This is a genomic window from Geodermatophilus sp. SYSU D01045 (assembly GCF_054050295.1).
In genome coordinates this window covers 1-15,963 of record NZ_JBJGZB010000002.1, presented here as the reverse complement: position 1 = coordinate 15,963, position 15,963 = coordinate 1, and the positions used below count along the sequence as shown (strand labels likewise).

13 protein-coding genes are annotated in these 15,963 nt (G+C 78.6%); 6 read left to right on the top strand and 7 right to left on the bottom strand.

What is annotated here, in order from left to right; genetic code table 11:
- The first annotated feature begins 1 nt into the window (after position 1).
- Positions 2–1,204, top strand: coding sequence for a hypothetical protein (locus ACI798_RS01850; RefSeq protein WP_457047046.1), 1,203 nt, complete (start codon positions 2–4; stop codon positions 1,202–1,204).
- A gap of 68 nt (positions 1,205–1,272) precedes the next feature.
- Here ACI798_RS01850 and ACI798_RS01845 read toward each other — a convergent pair whose 3' ends face one another.
- Positions 1,273–2,493, bottom strand: coding sequence for a cytochrome P450 (locus ACI798_RS01845; protein ID WP_457047045.1), 1,221 nt, complete (start codon positions 2,491–2,493; stop codon positions 1,273–1,275).
- A 56-nt stretch (positions 2,494–2,549) separates the two neighbouring features.
- Positions 2,550–4,187 (bottom strand): SIR2 family protein, encoded by a 1,638-nt coding sequence (locus tag ACI798_RS01840; protein WP_457047044.1) that lies wholly within the window; start codon positions 4,185–4,187, stop codon positions 2,550–2,552.
- A 96-nt stretch (positions 4,188–4,283) separates the two neighbouring features.
- On the opposite strand from ACI798_RS01840, the gene ACI798_RS01835 reads away from it, so the two are divergent.
- Entirely contained in the window at positions 4,284–5,375 is a 1,092-nt protein-coding gene (locus tag ACI798_RS01835) for a hypothetical protein (RefSeq protein WP_457047043.1), read from the top strand.
- Here the strand turns inward: ACI798_RS01835 and ACI798_RS01830 are convergent.
- Positions 5,372–6,028: a hypothetical protein gene (locus ACI798_RS01830; protein ID WP_457047042.1), complete on the bottom strand. Its 657-nt coding sequence runs from the start codon at positions 6,026–6,028 to the stop codon at positions 5,372–5,374. The genes ACI798_RS01835 and ACI798_RS01830 overlap by 4 nt on opposite strands.
- A 108-nt stretch (positions 6,029–6,136) precedes the next feature.
- Here ACI798_RS01830 and ACI798_RS01825 point away from each other — a divergent pair, with 108 nt between their 5' ends.
- From ACI798_RS01825 to ACI798_RS01815, 3 genes are all read left to right on the top strand, one after another.
- Positions 6,137–6,979: a DUF1206 domain-containing protein gene (locus tag ACI798_RS01825; RefSeq protein ID WP_457047041.1), complete on the top strand. Its 843-nt coding sequence runs from the start codon at positions 6,137–6,139 to the stop codon at positions 6,977–6,979.
- Positions 6,980–7,043: 64 nt separating this feature from the next.
- Complete coding sequence (locus ACI798_RS01820; protein ID WP_457047040.1) at positions 7,044–7,874, top strand: DUF1206 domain-containing protein; 831 nt, start codon at positions 7,044–7,046, stop codon at positions 7,872–7,874.
- The gene (locus tag ACI798_RS01815) at positions 7,871–8,728 is read left to right on the top strand and encodes a DUF1206 domain-containing protein (protein WP_457047039.1); all 858 of its coding nucleotides are present in this window, start codon (positions 7,871–7,873) and stop codon (positions 8,726–8,728) included. Before ACI798_RS01820 ends, ACI798_RS01815 begins: the two co-directional genes overlap by 4 nt.
- Positions 8,729–8,800: 72 nt before the next feature.
- Here ACI798_RS01815 and fabG read toward each other — a convergent pair whose 3' ends face one another.
- The 3 genes from fabG to ACI798_RS01800 all read right to left on the bottom strand — a co-directional run bounded on the left by fabG (position 8,801) and on the right by ACI798_RS01800 (position 11,384).
- A complete protein-coding gene (fabG, locus tag ACI798_RS01810; protein ID WP_457047038.1) occupies positions 8,801–9,562 on the bottom strand; it encodes a 3-oxoacyl-ACP reductase FabG in 762 nt (253 codons plus the stop codon).
- A 74-nt stretch (positions 9,563–9,636) separates the two neighbouring features.
- A complete protein-coding gene (locus ACI798_RS01805; RefSeq protein ID WP_456939585.1) occupies positions 9,637–10,848 on the bottom strand; it encodes an acetyl-CoA C-acetyltransferase in 1,212 nt (403 codons plus the stop codon).
- Positions 10,849–10,994: 146 nt separating this feature from the next.
- A complete protein-coding gene (locus ACI798_RS01800; RefSeq protein WP_456939584.1) occupies positions 10,995–11,384 on the bottom strand; it encodes an STAS domain-containing protein in 390 nt (129 codons plus the stop codon).
- Positions 11,385–11,658: 274 nt separating this feature from the next.
- On the opposite strand from ACI798_RS01800, the gene ACI798_RS01795 reads away from it, so the two are divergent.
- Positions 11,659–11,973 (top strand): hypothetical protein, encoded by a 315-nt coding sequence (locus ACI798_RS01795; protein ID WP_456939583.1) that lies wholly within the window; start codon positions 11,659–11,661, stop codon positions 11,971–11,973.
- Positions 11,974–12,569: 596 nt separating this feature from the next.
- Here the strand turns inward: ACI798_RS01795 and ACI798_RS01790 are convergent.
- Entirely contained in the window at positions 12,570–15,572 is a 3,003-nt protein-coding gene (locus ACI798_RS01790) for a sacsin N-terminal ATP-binding-like domain-containing protein (RefSeq protein ID WP_457047037.1), read from the bottom strand.
- Positions 15,573–15,963 lie beyond the last annotated feature (391 nt).

Genomic DNA, 15,963 nt, shown 5'->3' with positions numbered 1-15,963 from the left:
CGTGTCCCGCTCCCGTCTGCTGACCGTGTCCGCCCTGCTCCCCGCCGTGCTGCTCGCGACGGCCGCCTGCTCCCCGGCTCCAGCGGCCGCGCCCTGGTCCGCCGCGCCGGCGACGGAGGCCGCGCGGACCACCGTGTCCGTCCCCGGCAGCGGTCCGGCCGGGGACCACACCGACGCCCACGCGGTCTCCGCCGGTCCGGACGGCACCACGCTGGTCCTGCTCGCCGGTGTCGACGCCGCCGTGGACGACACCGCGCCGGGCGCCGCGCTCGCCGTCGTCGGCCCGGACGGCACGACGGTGCAGGCGACGACGGAGCTCGCGCCCGGCTCTCACCCGGACGCCGCGTTCGGCTCCGGTGGTGCGGCCGTGGTGGCCGGGCTGGTGTGGCCGGGCACGGGACCGGTCGGCTACGCGCTGCAGGTCGTCGACCCGGCGACCGGGACGGTCACCGCCACCCTCCCGGTCGCCGTGCCCGCGGACGTGCTGCTCACCGGCTCGGCCGCGGCCGTGGGCCCCGACGGCGTGCTGTACGTGGCCGTGTCCCGCAGCGGCGGCCCCCCGCTGCTGCTCGCCGTGGACCCGGCCACGGGCTCGGTCCTGACCTCGGCCGACGTCGACCTCGCCATCGACGGGGTCGAGCCCACCTCCGCGGAGGTCGGGGCGGTCGCGGTCTCCCCCGACGGCTCCCGCGTGGTCCTGGTGGCGGAGACCCTGGGGCCCGACACGTGGGCACCGGCCCGCAGCCTGCTGCTGGCCCTGACGCCGGACCTCCTGCCGCGGAGCGCACCGGTCGACCTCGCGCCCGGCTTCGTCCGCGCCGTCGTCGAGGACGTGGTCGTCACCGGCGACGGGACCGCGTACGCGGTCGTCCGCGGTGCCGACGCCGACCGCACCGACCGCGAGCACGTGGTGGCCGTCGCGGTGGGCGCGACGGAGCCCACGGTGCTCACCGCCGACGGCGCCTTCCGCGGCACGCCGGTCACCGACGCCGCGTTCGACGGGACGGCGCTGTGGCTGACGCTGCAGCAGGAGTCGGCCGCGGCGTCGCTGGTCGCCGTCGACCTGACCACCGGTGGGGTCGGGGCGCCGCTCGGCCTGTGCGACGACCGGGCCGGGTACCTCCACGCCGGCGACGACGGCCGGATCGCGGTGACCGCGCGGTGCGACGGCGAGGCCGTGCTCTGGTGGCTCGACCCCCGCTGACCCTGCTCCGCGGACGCTCGTGCTCTGCCCCCACGTGCGGGGCAGAGCACGAGCGCGCGTGGAACGGGTCAGTGGGGCTGCATCACCACGCGGCTGGCCGGCAGGGCGGGGATGCGGCGCAGCGAGATGCTCAGGTCCTGGCCGGGGGCGAAGTCCGCCCGCAGCCGGGCGAGCCGGGGCGCCAGCGCGGCGAGCAACGCGACCGTGATCCGCTCGCCGGGGCAGCGGTGGTTGGTCCGCGGGTCGCCGCCGCCCTGGGGCACCAGGTCGAACTCGCCGATCTCCCGGTCGAGGAACCGCTCGGGGCGGAAGGCGTAGGGCTCCTCCCACAGGTCCGGGTCGTGGTTCTGCCCGTAGAGGTCGAGCAGCACCATCGCGTTCCTCGGGATCGTCTGCCCGGCGAACTCCAACCGCTGCGGCGCCCGGCCGCCGATGAACGGCGCGAAGGGGTAGAAGCGCCGCACCTCGTGCGCCCACGCCTCGGCGAAGGGGGCGTCGGCGGCGGCCAGCTTGCCGCGGTAGTCGGGCCAGGTGGCGAGCGCGTGCCCGGAGAAGGCCAGGAACCAGGCGACGGCGGTGGTCGGGCGGATGACGTTGAGCAACTCGACGGCGGCCACCCGCGGGTCGAGCAGCCCGCCGTCGGCGTCCCGGTGCGCGGCCACGACCTGCAGCACCGACCCCGGCGGCACCACCAGCTCCCCGGACCGGACCTGCTGGACGATCCCCGCGAGCCACTCCTCGCGCCGGCCACGGGCCCGCCGCGCGCGCCAGTGCCGCGGCCCGCCGGTGGCGAAGCCGTCGACCATCGCCAGCAGGTCGCGGGCCAGCGCGGGCACCTCGGCGTCGGTGACCGTGATGCCGGCCCACCGGGTGACGGCGCCGGCGATCACCCGCGCCGACTCGTCGAACAGCACGAACTCCGGGCGGGCGGCCCACTGGCGGGCGGCGTCGTCCCAGGCGGCGGCGGCCCGCTCGGTGAGCGCCTCGACCGCGGCGGGGTCCATGAGCACCTGGACGAACATCGCCTTGCGCACCCGGTGCGCCTCGCCGTCGAGGGTGTGCACCGCGCCCTTCCCGAACAGCGTGCCCTGCACCGGCTCGGGGATGGCGTGCGCGCGGTGCACGTGGGCCTCGTCGTAGAGGAACCGCGCCGCCTCCGGGCCCTCGACGCCGACCGCGGGCAGGCCGCCCAGCCGCGTCCCGACGGCGTGCCGGCCGGAGGCGCGGCGCAGGTCGGGCAGCCAGGCGTAGCCCTTGGTGAGCAGGGCGAGGGAGTTCTCCAGGCGCATGGGTCCCGCGGTTCCCCGGACGAGGGCGGGTCAACCTCGGCCGGGTGGGGCCGGCCTCAGCCCGGGCGCTGCTGCTGCAGCCGGTCGTCGCGGGCGTCGGTGGCCTCGTCGACGGGGCGGTCGTCGACGAGGCGGTCGTCGGCGGACCCGTCGCGCGCGCCGGCCGACCGCCCGGCGCCCAGCCGGCGCAGCAGCGCGGCCACCTCCCCCGCCGCCGACGGTGTCGACGCCCCCTCCGGCAGGCGCTCGGCGACCGGCTGCAGCGCCTCGGCCAGCACTCGCTCCTCGTCCGAGAGCATCCCGCGGTAGGCCGGGTCGAGCAGGTAGCCGGTGGGCGGCGTGGACAGGCAGCCGAGCAGGTCCAGCAGCACCTCCAGCCGGCGCGCGGCCTCGGCCGGGGAGGCGTCCGGCCCGCCCATCGCCACGGTCTCGACGTCCTGCTCCCACAGCCGGCTGCGGGCGGCGTCCTCGTGCAGCGCGAGCACCGTGCCGGAGCGGCGGCGCGGCTCGCGCCCGGGCACCTGCACCGCGCTGCGCACCTGGTGGGCGATGCGGATGAGGTCGTCGTCGAGCATCGAGGTGCCCACGAACAGCACGTGCCGGGTGAGCAGCAGCGAGTGCAGGACGCCGGAGAGCGCGGCGCGGGAGTCGCCGAGCTGCAGGTACTCCTCGCGGGTCAGGACGACGCCGGCCGGGTGCGCGGCGTCGCCATGCAGCTTGAGCAGCCACGGCCGGCCGGGCCGGGGCTCGTCGTAGGGCAGCACCGACAGCTCCCGGCCCATGTCGGCGGCGGCGAGCTCGACCAGCGGGTCGTAGTTGGTGGTCACGAACTCCTGCACCGGCAGGTCGGCGATCAGCGCGTGCGCCAGCGCGTACGGCCCGGGGCCGAAGCGCTCCTGCACGAAGCGCTCGAGCTCGTCGCGGCCGAGCTCCCGGGCGAGCAGCGCCGCGGCGTCCTGCGGGGGCAGCCGGGACAGCCCCTCGCGCAGGTCGTCGTCGAGGCCCGAGCGGGCGGCCAGCTCCCCGAGCAGCTCCTCCCACGTCGGCAGGCCGGCGGCGGCGCTGACCCCGGCGCCGATGAACAGCGCCAGCTGGCCGCGGCGGGCGCGCTCCCCCAGCTGCTCGGCCAGCTCCTTCAGCGGCTCGGGCAGGTCCCAGCCGGCGTCGTCGCCGCGGCGCACCCGCTGGGCGGCGGCGAGGTCGCTGGGCCCGCGCAGCACCAGCGCGACGTCGAAGCCGTGCTCGTCGGCGGCCTCGCGCAGCACCGGCAGCAGCTGCTGCAGCAGGTCCCCGCGCCGCCCGGCGGCCCCGCCCCAGCCGGTGCCCAGCGCCGGCAGCCCGACCAGCCGCCGCGCCCGGCCGTGCACCGGCTCGGTCACGTCTCGGCGGGCGACGGCGGCCAGCGCCTCGCGGGCGCCGTCGAGCAGCCAGCCCAGCCCGCGGCCGCAGTCATCGACGGTGTCGAGCAGCCAGGCCCGCCGCGGCCCGGTGCCGGGGACCTCGAGCACCCGCTCGTCGCCGCGCCACGCCAGGTCGACGCACACGCCGTCGGCGTCCTCGTCGCGCACCAGGTCGTCGGGCAGCAGCGCCCGCCAGCTGGCGCCGACGCGCAGCGTCCGGCCGGTGGGCACGAGGACGTCGTCGCAGGACAGGCGGGTGAGGTCGGCACCCACGACGAAGACGTGTCCACTCACGCCCGCTCCCCTACCCACGGCACCGCCGCGACGGAACGGGACCGGGTGCAAGTCGCGCCCAAGCCCGGCGCGAGCGGGCACCCCCACGGTGGTCCCGTGCCCAGCCGCCTCCTGACCGCCGCCGCGCCGCTCGCCCTGGCCGCCGCGCTGACCGCCTGCACGACGACCGTCCCCGGCTCCGCCACCGGCGCGGCCCCGCTGACGGTACTCACGTCGACCGTCTCCACCGGCAGCACCGGCGGGCTGGTCAACGGCGTGACGGTCGCCGGCGAGGAGGTGCTGCTGCTGGTCGCCGACCCCTACGGGGGCGCCGGGCTGACCGTCGTCGACCCCACCTCCGGGGAGGTCCCCGGCGAGGTACCGCTGCCCGACGGCACGCGGGCCGACGTCGTGCTCGCCACCGGCGGCGGGACGCTCGTCGCCGGCGAGTTCCCGTCGGGGTACGCGGTGGCCGCGGTGGACCCGGGCGGCGGGCGGGTCACCGCCACCACCCCGGTCGCCCCCTTCCCCGCGGACGCCATCGGCACGGTGGCCGCGGCGACCCCCGACGGCGGCCTGCTGGTCGGGGTGCAGCGCGCCGACGGCGTGCCGGTCGTGCTCCGCGTCGACCCGGCGACCGGCGCGGTGACCGGCACCGCCGAGCTGCCGCTGGCCGGTCTCGCCGAGGGCGCGGGCCGGTTCGCCGTCGACGCGCTCGCACCGACGCCCGACGGCGGGGTGGTCGTGTCGGCGTCCGTGCCGCGCGAGGGGCGCGGGCCCTCGGTCGCGGTGCTGGTCCGCCTCGGCGCGGACCTCGCCGCGGTGGGCGAGCCGGTGGTGCTGCTGCCCGGCGAGGAGGAGTCCGGCGCGACCGGTCTGGCGGTCGGCCCGGACGGGACGGCGTACACCGTCGTGGCGCCGGACGTCTCCGGCCCGGCGGCGCTGGTCGCGCTGACCCCCGGCGCGGACGCGCCCGTGCGGCTGGCGGTCGTCGACGCCGCGCCGGCCGCGCTGGCCGTCGTCGACGGGGAGCTGTGGGTGCTGCACGACCGGGTCGCGCTCACCCGCGTCGACCCCGACGGCTCGGTGACCGGCCGGGTGGAGCTGTGCGCCGACGGGACCGCCGACGGCCTCGGGGTGGGTGCCGACGGCGCGCTGGTCGCCGTCACCACCTGCGACCGGGCGACGGTGTGGCGGGTGGAGCGCTAGCCCGCCTGCGGGACGCCGCAGCCGCCGGCCGAGCAGGCGCAGCCCCCGCACCCGGCCGGGCGGGCCGGCGCCGGGGCGTTCGCGACCGCGCGCAGTCCCGCCGCGGCGACCAGCAGCGGCACCGCCGCCAGGCCCGCGGCCAGGGCGGCGACCACCGTGGCGACGTCGGCGGCGCGGCCGGCCCCCTGGACGGCGAGCGTGCCGGCGAGCAGCGCGCCGACCAGCACCGTCCACACCAGCAGCGCAGCGCCGCCGCGGCGGGCGGCGCCCCCGCGGGCGAGCGCGACGGCCGAGCCGGCCAGCAGCGTCAGCGGGACGCCGGCGAGCAGCACCCAGCCGGTCGCGGCGGCGGAGACGACGGCGACCGCGACCGCGGCGACCCCACCGGCGACGGCGGCCGCCCCGGCCGGGACCGACCCCGCGCGCAGCAGCCCGGCGCCGCGGGCGGCGGCGAGGACGCCCAGCCCGCCGAGCAGCAGCCGGGCGCCGAGCTCCCCAGTCACGACGGCGAGCACCGCGAGGACGACGAGCACGACGCCGACGGCGGCGCGCAGCGGCCAGGCGCGGCGGGCGGCGTCCCGCTCGGTGCGGAGGGGGGCGGTGCCCGCCTTCGTGCGTGCCGTCTTCGTGCGTGCCGTCGTCGCGTTGACCACGACGCCCAGTGTCCCGCATCGGCCGCCGGACCCGGCGCGGCGGCCCGGTGCGTGCGACGCTCGGGGTCCCGCGCGAGCAGGCGCACGGGCGAGGACGACGGGGGCGGCGTGACCGAGGGCGGGGTCCGGGCGCCGCAGCGCGCTGCCCGCAGCCGCCTGCTCGAGCACGTCGCCCGCGCCGGGCTGGTCGGGTACGCCCTCATCCACCTGCTGGTCGCCTGGCTGGCCCTGCAGCTGGGCTTCGGGACGCCGGGGCTGGTCACCCCCGCCGAGTCGACCGACTCCGCCGGCGCGCTCGCCCTGCTCGCCGCCACCCCGCTGGGCAACGTGCTGCTGTGGGTGCTGGCCGGCGCGCTGGCCGGCCTGTGCCTGTGGCAGGCGGTCGAGGTGCTGCGCCACCACCACCGGCTGCCGCCGCCGGGCCGCGAGCGCCGCGCGGCGCTGGTGCAGGTGGTCAAGACCGTGGGGACGGCGGTGTTCTACGGCTACCTGGCGCTGGCCGCGGTCCGGCAGGCCCTGGGCCTGGTCCACGAGCCGGCCGAGGACCGCGAGGCGGTGCGGGGCGTGCTGTCGTGGCCGGCCGGGCAGGAGCTGGTGGTGGGCGTCGCGGCGGCCGTCGTCGGCATCGGGCTCTACCACGTGCGCAAGGGCCTGCGGTCGGACTTCCTCGGCGAGATCGACCTCCGCACCGTCGCCCCGGCGCTGTGTCGGCTCACCCACCGCTCCGCTCAGGTCGGCTTCGTGCTCAAGGGCGTGGCGCTGGTCCTCGTCGGCGGCATCGTCGGCTGGGCCGCGGCGACCTTCGACCCGGCGCGCGCCACCGGTCTCGACGGTGCGCTGCGTGCCGTCGCCGGGGAGCCCTACGGCCGGTGGCTGCTGGTCGTCGTCGCCACCGGGCTGGCCTCCTTCGCCGTCTACCTGCTGGCCCGGGCGCGGCACCCGGTCGGCTGACCGGCGCGGCGGCCGTCCCCGTGCCACGCTGACGCCGCACAGGAGCGGACGGAGGAGGGCGGCCATGGCCGGGACGGGGACGGCGTCAGGGACGTCGGGCAGGAGCGACGCCCTCGAGAACCTGGCCCGCGTGGGGCTGGTCGCGTACGGCGTCGTCCACCTGCTCGTGGCGTGGCTGGCGCTGCAGCTGGCCTGGGGCGGCGGCGACCAGCCGGCCGACCAGTCCGGCGCGCTCGGCACCCTCGCCGAGACGCCGGTCGGGAAGCCGCTGCTGTGGGTGCTCGGCATCGGGCTGGTGGCGCTCGCGCTGTGGCAGGCCGCCGAGGTGCTGCGCTGGCGGTACGGCTGGTCGGCGTCGGGCGAGCTGCGCAAGAAGGCGGTCACGAAGTCGGTCAAGGCGCTGGCCAAGGCGGTCGTCTACGCGGTGGTGGCGGTGGCCGCCTTCCGGTTCGCCGCCGGCGTGGGCCAGTCGAGCGCGGCCCAGCAGCAGCAGGCCGCGGCCGGCGTCTTCGGCTGGCCCGGCGGCCGCTGGCTGGTCGGCGTGGCCGGCCTGGTGGTCATCGGCATCGGCATCCACCAGGTGGTCAAGGGCGTGAAGAAGAGCTTCGTCGACGAGATCGACCTCACCTCGGCGCCGCCGGCCGCCCGCCGCACGGTCACCCGGCTCGGCCAGGTCGGCTACCCCGCCAAGGGCGTGGCGTTCGGCGTCGTCGGCGGGCTGCTGGTCTACGCGGCGGTCACCTTCGACCCGGCGAAGGTCTCGGGCCTCGACGGCGCGATGCGCACCATCCTCGAGGCCCCGTTCGGGAAGGCGCTGCTGACCCTGGTGGCCGTGGGCATCGCCGCGTTCGGCGTCTTCTGCTTCGTCCGGGCCCGCTACCCCGAGCGGACGTGACGGGGCCGCTCTCCCGCGTGCACCGGGCGGTCGCGGCCGCCCGGGAGGTCACCGACCACCCGGTGCTGGAGGCCGCCGCCCGCGTCGGGCTGGTCGCCTACGGGGTGGTCCACCTGCTCATCGGCTGGCTGACCTGGCGGCTCTCCCGCGGCGCGGCCGGCACCGACGCCGACCAGACCGGGGCGCTGGAGACGGTCGCGGCCACCCCCGGCGGGTCGGTGCTGCTGTGGGCGATCGGCCTGGGTCTGCTGGCGCTGGCGCTCTGGCAGGCCGGTGAGGTGCTGCTGTGGTGGCGCGGGCTGCTCGACCGCGCGCACCGCACCCGCACCGCCGTCGTCTGCGCCAAGTGCCTGGCCAAGGCGCTCGTGTACGCCGTCCTCGGGGTCACCGCGCTGCTGTTCGGCGTCGGCGCCGAGTACGAGGCCGACGAGCGGCTGCGCGAGCTGACCGGCGAGACCCTCGAGGTGCCCGGCGGCGCGGTGGCGGTGGCGGTCGCGGCCACCGGCGTCGTCGCCGTGGGGCTGTACTCGCTGTGGCGCGGGGCCACCGGCGGCTTCATGAAGGACGTCGACCTGCCCGCCGCGCCCGACCGGTGGGAGCCGGTGATCGAGGCCGTCGGGCGGGTCGGGTACGTGGCGAAGGGCGTGGCGTTCGGCGTCGTCGGGGTGCTGCTGTGGCGCGCGGCGACGACGGCCGACGTCTCCACCGCCACCGGCCTGGACGGCGCGATGACCACGATCGGCCGGACCGGCGCGGGACCGTGGCTGCTCACCGTCGTCGCGGCCGGGTTCGCGGCGTTCGGCGTCTACGCCCTGGCCCGCGCCCGCTACCCCGACCGCGACCCGTCGCGGTGACGTGCTGGACCGGCTCCCGTGCCGGGGCCCTCCGCCTGCGCGTGCGTGGCGTGGGGGCACGGGGGTCCTCCGTCAGGTGCGGGGGCCGCCGGCGACGTAGACCACCTGGCCGGAGACGAAGCCCGCGCCCTCGCTGACGAAGAACGACACGGTGTGCGCGATGTCCTCGGGCACGCCGGCGCGGGCCACCGGGATCGCCGCGGCGCGCTCGGCCACGTACTCCTCCCAGTCCCGGCCGATCCGCTCGGCGGTCGCCTTCGTCATCTCGGTCTGGATGAAGCCCGGGGCGATCGCGTTGGCGGTGACGCCGAACTTGCCCAGCTCGATGGCGAGGGTCTTGGTGAAGCCCTGCAGCCCGGCCTTGGCGGTGGCGTAGTTGGCCTGGCCGCGGTTGCCCAGCGCCGAGGTCGAGGACAGGTTGACCACCCGGCCCCACTGCGCCTCGACCATGTGCTTCTGGCAGGCGCGGGTCATGAGGAACGAGCCGCGCAGGTGGACGTGCATGACCACGTCCCAGTCGGCGTCGGTCATCTTGAACAGCATGTTGTCGCGGGTGACGCCCGCGTTGTTGACCAGCACGACCGGCGGGCCGAGCTCGGCGGCGATCCGGTCGACGGCGGCCTGCACCTGCTCGGCGTCGCCGACGTCGGCCCCCACCCCCAGCGCGCGCCCGCCCGCGGCCTCGATCGCCTGGACGGTGCCGGCGGTGGAGGACTCGTCGAGGTCGAGCACCGCGACGGCGAAGCCGTCGGCGGCCAGGCGCAGCGCGGTGGCCGCACCGATGCCGCGGGCGGCGCCCGTGACGATCGCGACGCGGGCGGGGGACTCGCTCATGGGGAGGTTCTCCTCGGGGTCGGGGGCTGCCGGCCGATCATGCCGGGCAGCCCCCGGACACGCCGGGCGAGGTGTCACACGCGCTCGAGGACGGCGGCCAGACCCTGCCCGCCGCCGATGCACATCGTCTCCAGGCCGTAGCGGGCGCCGCGGCGGTCCATCTCGCGGGTCAGCGTCGCGAGGATCCGCCCGCCGGTGGCGCCGACCGGGTGGCCCAGGGAGATGCCCGAGCCGTTGACGTTCATCCGGTCGAAGTCGGACTCGGTGAAGCCCCACTCCCGGGTCACCGCCAGCACCTGGCTGGCGAAGGCCTCGTTGAGCTCGATGAGGTCGATGTCGGAGAGCTTGAGGCCGGCGAGGTCCAGTGCCTTCGCCGTCGCCGGGACCGGGCCGATGCCCATGGTCCGCGGCGGGACGCCGGCCACCGCCCAGGACACGACGCGCGCCAGCGGGCGCAGGCCGTGCTCGGCGGCCTTCTCCGGCGAGGTGACGACGCAGACCGCGGCGCCGTCGTTCTGGCCGCTGGCGTTGCCGGCGGTGACGGTGGCCTCGGGGTCGTCCCTGCCCATGATCGGGCGGAGCTTCGCGAGGGTCTCGACGGTCGAGTCGGGGCGGATGTGCTCGTCGCGGTCGACGACGGTGTCGCCCTTCCGGCCCTTCACCGTCACCGGGACGATCTCGTCGGCGAACCGGCCCTCCTCGGTGGCGGCGGCGGCGCGCCGGTGGCTGCGGACGGAGTACTCGTCCTGCTCCTCGCGGCCGATCGAGTACTCGCGGCGCAGGTTCTCCGCGGTCTCGAGCATGCCGCCGGGCACCGGGTGGTTCACGCCGCCGGCGGTGACGCGGCCGCGGGCCAGGCCGTCCTGGAGCAGGACGCCGGGACCGGCCTTGACGCCCCAGCGCATGGCGGTCGAGTAGAAGGGCGCGTTGCTCATCGACTCGGCGCCACCGGCCAGCACGACCTCGGCGGCGCCGGTCTGCACCTGCATCGCGGCGTACAGCACCGCCTGCAGGCCCGAGCCGCAGCGACGGTCGACCTGGATGCCGCTCGCGGTCACCGGCAGGCCGGCGTCGAGGGCGGCGACGCGGCCGATGGCCGGCGCCTCCATGGTCGGGTAGCAGTGGCCGAGGACGACGTCGTCGACCGACTCCGGCGGCAGGCCGGTGCGCTCCACGAGCGCCCTGACGACGGTGGAGGCGAGGTCCTGCACGGGCACGTCCCGCAGCGACCCCCCGAAGCCCCCGACCGGGGTCCGCAGCGGCTCACAGATGACCGCGTCACGCACGGCGTCCTCCTCCTCGACTCGGCCGGCGGGCAGGCCCCGCACCGCCGCCGAGTCTGCTCCCCGGCGAGGGGCCGCGCGCAGTCAGGTCGGGAGGACGGGTGCCACGAGGACGGGTGCCATGAGGACGGGTGCCACGACGACGGGTGCTAGGCGGCGCCGGCTCCGGTGCCGGGCCGGACCTGCTCGACGCCCAGCAGGTCCCACAGGCCGGTGACCTGCAGCGCCCGGACCACGGCCCGGGTGCCGACCAGCACCCGCAGGCGCGTGCCCTGCGCCTCGGCGGTGCGGTGGGCGATCGCCAGCGCGGACAGGCCGGCCGAGTCGAGGAAGGTCACGGCCTCGAGGTCCACGGTCACCACCCGCGCGCCCGAGGCGAACGCGCCGTCGAGCTCGCGGCGGAGCAGCGGCGCGCTGGCGCAGTCGACCTCGCCGGTGCACAGGAGCCGGGTCGCGCCGTCGACGGAGACGGTCTCGACGGTCAGGAGGTCATCGGCGGAGCCCGAGGTGGCCGGAGGGCCGGAGGAGAGAGTGGTCACGGTGCGCCTCTCGATAGAGGGCGGGCCCGTGCGGAGGACAGCGGCTCGAGAGCCACACCACGGCGCGGAGTCCGACATCGGCGGAGCACGGCTGGATGTTGAACCGCAACCCGGACGGTAGGCGCGGGACGGGTGGGGCGCAAGGTCCGCCACGGCGTGCACGCCCTGCCGGGACCGGCGTGTCGCCCCCGGCGCGCGGGGCCGTGACCAGGGACTCCCCACCCGGGACGCAGGGGACGGCCCCCGCCCCGCGGAGGCGGGGATACTGGACGGCGTGAACGCGCGACTGGTGCTGGCGGGCCTGATCTGGGCGGCGGTCTCGGTCGTGGCGTTCCTCGCGATCCCGGACGTGATCGTCGCCGCCGGGCTGGTCATCTTCGGGGCCGTGCTCCTCCTGGTGCTGGTCATGGCCCGGGACTGGGACACGCACTCCTCCTTCGAGGAGCGGGAGATGCTCCGCGCGCGCCGGCGCAGGGCCCGCTGGGAGCGCACCGCGGACTCCCGTGCCCGCGACCGCGAGCGGTGGGAGGCCCACCAGGCGCGCAAGGCCGCCCGCGCGGCCGGAGCCGACGACGCCCCGCAGCGGTGACCGCGCCCCGGTGAAGCATTCGACGGGCCGGACCGGGACTCCCTATCGTCGCCGCATGCGCTCCTGAGCCGACCGCCTCGCCGCGACGTCCGCGTCCTGCCACCGGGACGCCCGCGGGTCGAGCTGCCGCTCCCCGCTCCCCTCCGCCCTCCCGGGCGCGCCCTCCCCTGGCTGCCGGCTGCCCGCGGCCGGTCCGACCTCCTCCCGGAGGCACCCGTGTCACGCCCCTCCCGTCCCCTGCCCGCCGCGGCCGCCGCCGCGCGCGACGTTCTCCCGCCCGCGGACGCCGCCGCCTTCGAGCGGCTGGCCTCGGCCGTGCTCGCCTCGCCCGGTGCGGCGCTGGGCCCGGTCCTGCGCGCCCAGCTGCCCGGCGTCGCCGGGATCCGCTGGCTGCGGACCGCGGGGCTCGCCCCGACCACCCGGGCCGGGTCCCCGTCCGCCGAGCAGTGGTCGAAGGACCCCTCTGCCCCCCCACCGCTCGCACGCTCGCGGCGGGCCCCTGCGGAGGGGCCGGAAGACAGCCGGCCGGGCCTCCGCCCACGGGCACGCCCCCGGCGCCCAGGCCGTCCCGCGCTGGTTCTGAGCACCCGGCTGGGCTAGCCGATCGCGTCCTCCGCGGCGAGGTCGGCGGCCCGGCCGGGGTCGGCGAACGCCTCGGCCAGCGCCTGCCGCAGCGGCCAGGCGCCGGCCCGCCAGGCCAGCGCCCGGCCGAGGGCGGCGGGGCTGCCGTCCACGTGGTCGACGCCGTCGCCGGGCCACCACGGCACCGGCCGGCCGCCGGCCAGCAGCGGCTCGTGGACGGCGACCTCGCCGGTCAGCTCCGGCAGGCCCAGCCGGGCGGCGGCCAGGCCGGCGCCCGGCACCGCCGCCCACGGCTGCCGGAGCACCGGGGTGCTGGTCACCCCGGCCCGCACCCGCTCGCCGGCCAGCGGCAGGTCGAGCAGGTCGGCCACCGCCCCCGGCGCGCCGCCGGCCGGGACCAGCAGCGCGTCGACCAGCGGCTGCACCCACGGGACGTCGAGCACGACGACGGCCTCCCGCGCCGGGTCGGCGACCCGGTCCGGCGCCACCCGCACCCGGCGCGGCGGGTCGACGTCGACACCGTCGAGCGCGCGCGCCAGCCGGGCGTGGACCGTGCGCAGCACCGGCGCCGGCACCGCGCGCGCGGGGTCGCCGAGCCGGTCGAGCAGGTCGAGCGCGGTGTCGACGTCGGCGAGGACGTCGTCGACGGTGGCCGGCAGCCGCAGCCGCCCGAGCACCGCGGCCGGCCCGTCGGCCGGGTCGTCGGCCGGGTCGTACAGCCCCCGCAGCTCGCGGCTGCCCGGCGCGCACAGCCGGTCGGGGCGCCGGCCGCCGAGCACCGGGTGGGTGGACAGCCACCAGCGCAGGTAGCAGGGCACCGCGACCCCGTCGAGGACGACGTCGGCCCACGCCTCCTCCGGCGCGGCGGCCAGCAGCGGCAACGCGCCGGCCCAGTCGGCGACCAGCTCCAGGTCCCGGACGGCGGTCAGCGCCGGCCACGCCGGCGGGGGTCCGCCGGGCGGCAGGCGGTCGAGGGCGGCGTCGGCCCACTCGCCGGCGGCGTCGACGTCGAGGTCGTCGGGGTCCTCCGCGCGCACCAGCGCGAACTCGGCGAGCACGCCCGCCGCGCGCAGCACGGCCGGGTCGTGCGCGGCGGCGAAGTCCGGGTCCAGCGTCCCGAGGGCGCCGTCGCGGAGGACGGCGGCGAGCGGGGCGCCGGGCAGCAGCAGCTCCCCCGCCGGCGCCCACGCGCCCTCGGTGTCGGGCAGCGCGAGCTCGGCCAGCCAGGGCAGCTCCCCCGGCGCGGTGCCGGCGGCGGCCACCAGCGCGAGCACCGCCTCGGCCAGCGCCGCCGGGTCGCCGTCGTCGAAGCCCTCCTCGACCGCGTCGACCGACTCCTCCACCGCGCCCCGCACGTCCGGGTCGGCGAGCACGACCGCGGCGGTCGCCGGGCGCGCGCCCAGCCGCTCGAGCAGCCGTCGGGCGGCCGGGTCGGCGACGGCGCCGGGGTCGGCGACCCGCAGGTGCAGCGGGCCCAGCCGCGCCACCGGCAGGTCCTCGCCGGGCAGCAGCACCCCGGCCGGGCCGGGTGCGGTCCGCCCGTCGGCCAGCGGCACCGGCAACGCGCCCAGCTCCTCGCGGTCGGCGCCGTCGAGGGCGGCGTACAGCCGCGCCCACCAGTCCGCCGGCCGGCCGATCCCGGAGACGGCCTCCACCACCTGCGCGGGGCCGACCCGCCGCACGCCGAGGGCGGCCAGCGCGGGTGCGCCGTCGCCCCGGGACCAGCCCGCCGGTAGCAGCCCGGGCACGACGCCGGCGAGGACGGCGACCCGCTCGTCGGTCTCGTCGGCGAGGACCGCGGCCCGGCCCGGCGGCTGCCGGGTGCCGGAGTCGTCGGCGGCCGGCAGCCAGGCGGCGGCGCGCAGCCGGTCGAGGACGGCGGAGCCCAGCGCGGCGTCGAGCTCGGCGGCGGCCAGCCCGATGCGGGGCACCAGGCCGAGCACGGCGGGGTCGGCCGGGAGCCCGGTGACCAGGTCGGCGTAGGTGTCCGCGGCGACGTCGACCAGCGCGTCGGTGACCGGGCCGGGCGCCACGTGCCGGCGGTCGGGGCCGAGCGGGAACGGCGCGACGAGCCGGACCGGCAGCGACAGCGGCTCGTCGCTCGGGGTCGGGGCGTGCACCACCTGGCGCCCGGCCAGCGGCACCGGCCGGCCGTCGTCGTCGAGGGGCACCGCCCAGGTGACGTCGTAGCCGCGGCGGGCGCGCTCCTCGACCGGGCGGCCGGCCAGCAGCCCGGCGGGCAGCTCGCCGCCGCGGGTCGCCAGCCGCCAGGTGGTGGTGCGGTCGCCGTCGCGGACCCGGGCCAGGGGCGGGGTGCGCGTGCAGGACAGGGTGCGGACGGCACCGTCGACGGCGACCTCGACCTCGGCGAGGCCCGGCAGCGCCAGAAGCAGCTCGGCCTCCAGCTCCTCGAGCGCGGTGCGGACGGCGGCCCGCGACCCGGCGCGCAACGGGAGGACCACCTCGGTGGCGAAGCCGTCCGGCGGGGGCCCGTCGGCCGGCCACGGCAGCCGCAGCACCGGCACGGCGCCGTCGCGGCGGGCCAGCTCGCCGGCCAGCGCGGGGACGTCGGCCACCGCGGCGCGGGTGTGCGCCGCGCTGAACCGGACGCCGCCGGTGGTCGAGTGGACGGCGGGCTCGTCGGAGACCGCGAGGACGGCGGCGAAGCCCACTCCGAACCGGCCCACCGTCTGCACCTCGTCGCGCTTGGCCGAGGCCCGCAGGGTCGCCAGGCCGCTGACCCCGGCGGCGTCCAGCGGGGCGCCGGTGTTGGCCGCGCGCAGCACCTCTCCCCCGCCGCCCACCGTGGCCAGCTCCAGCCGCAGCCGCCCGGGCACGCCCGCGCGCACGGCGGCGTCGGCGGCGTTCTGCGCCAGCTCGACCAGCAGCCGGTCCCGGTAGCCGCCGCGGACCAGGTCCTCCTCGGCGTTGGCGTCCTCGCGGAAGCGCGCCGGGGAGTCGGTCCACGCGGCGAGCACGCGGCGGCGCAGCCCCGCGGTGTCGAAGGGGTCGGCCACGGGCGCCAGCATGGCAGCGCGCGGACTCCCCGGACGGGTCCCGGACCGGACCTACGCACCGGTAACTTGCCGGGTAACCTGCGCCACATGTCGCTCGCCGAGCAGATGGACACGGTCACCGACGCCGCCGCGGGGACGGTCGACCGGCACGCCACCACCCAGACCTTCGAGTCGACGAACCCGGCCAGCGGCGCCGTCGTCGGCGTCTTCCCGGTCCACGACGCCGACGCCGTCCGCGGGACCGTCGAGGGGGGGGGGGGGGGGGCGGGGGGCGGGGCCGGCGGGGGGGGGGGGGGGGGGGGGGGGGGGGGGGGGGGGGGGGGGGGGGGCGGGGGCCCCCCCCCCCCCGCCGGCCCGGCCCGGCCGCCCCGCGCGCCGCCCTGGCGGGGGG

Excerpts from the sequence above, each read along its gene's own strand:
- ACI798_RS01845 (WP_457047045.1), bottom strand. The coding sequence starts at position 2,493 with ATGCGCCTGGAGAACTCCCTCGCCCTGCTCACCAAGGGCTACGCCTGG.
- ACI798_RS01820 (WP_457047040.1), top strand. The coding sequence starts at position 7,044 with ATGGCCGGGACGGGGACGGCGTCAGGGACGTCGGGCAGGAGCGACGCC.
- fabG (WP_457047038.1), bottom strand. The coding sequence starts at position 9,562 with ATGAGCGAGTCCCCCGCCCGCGTCGCGATCGTCACGGGCGCCGCCCGC.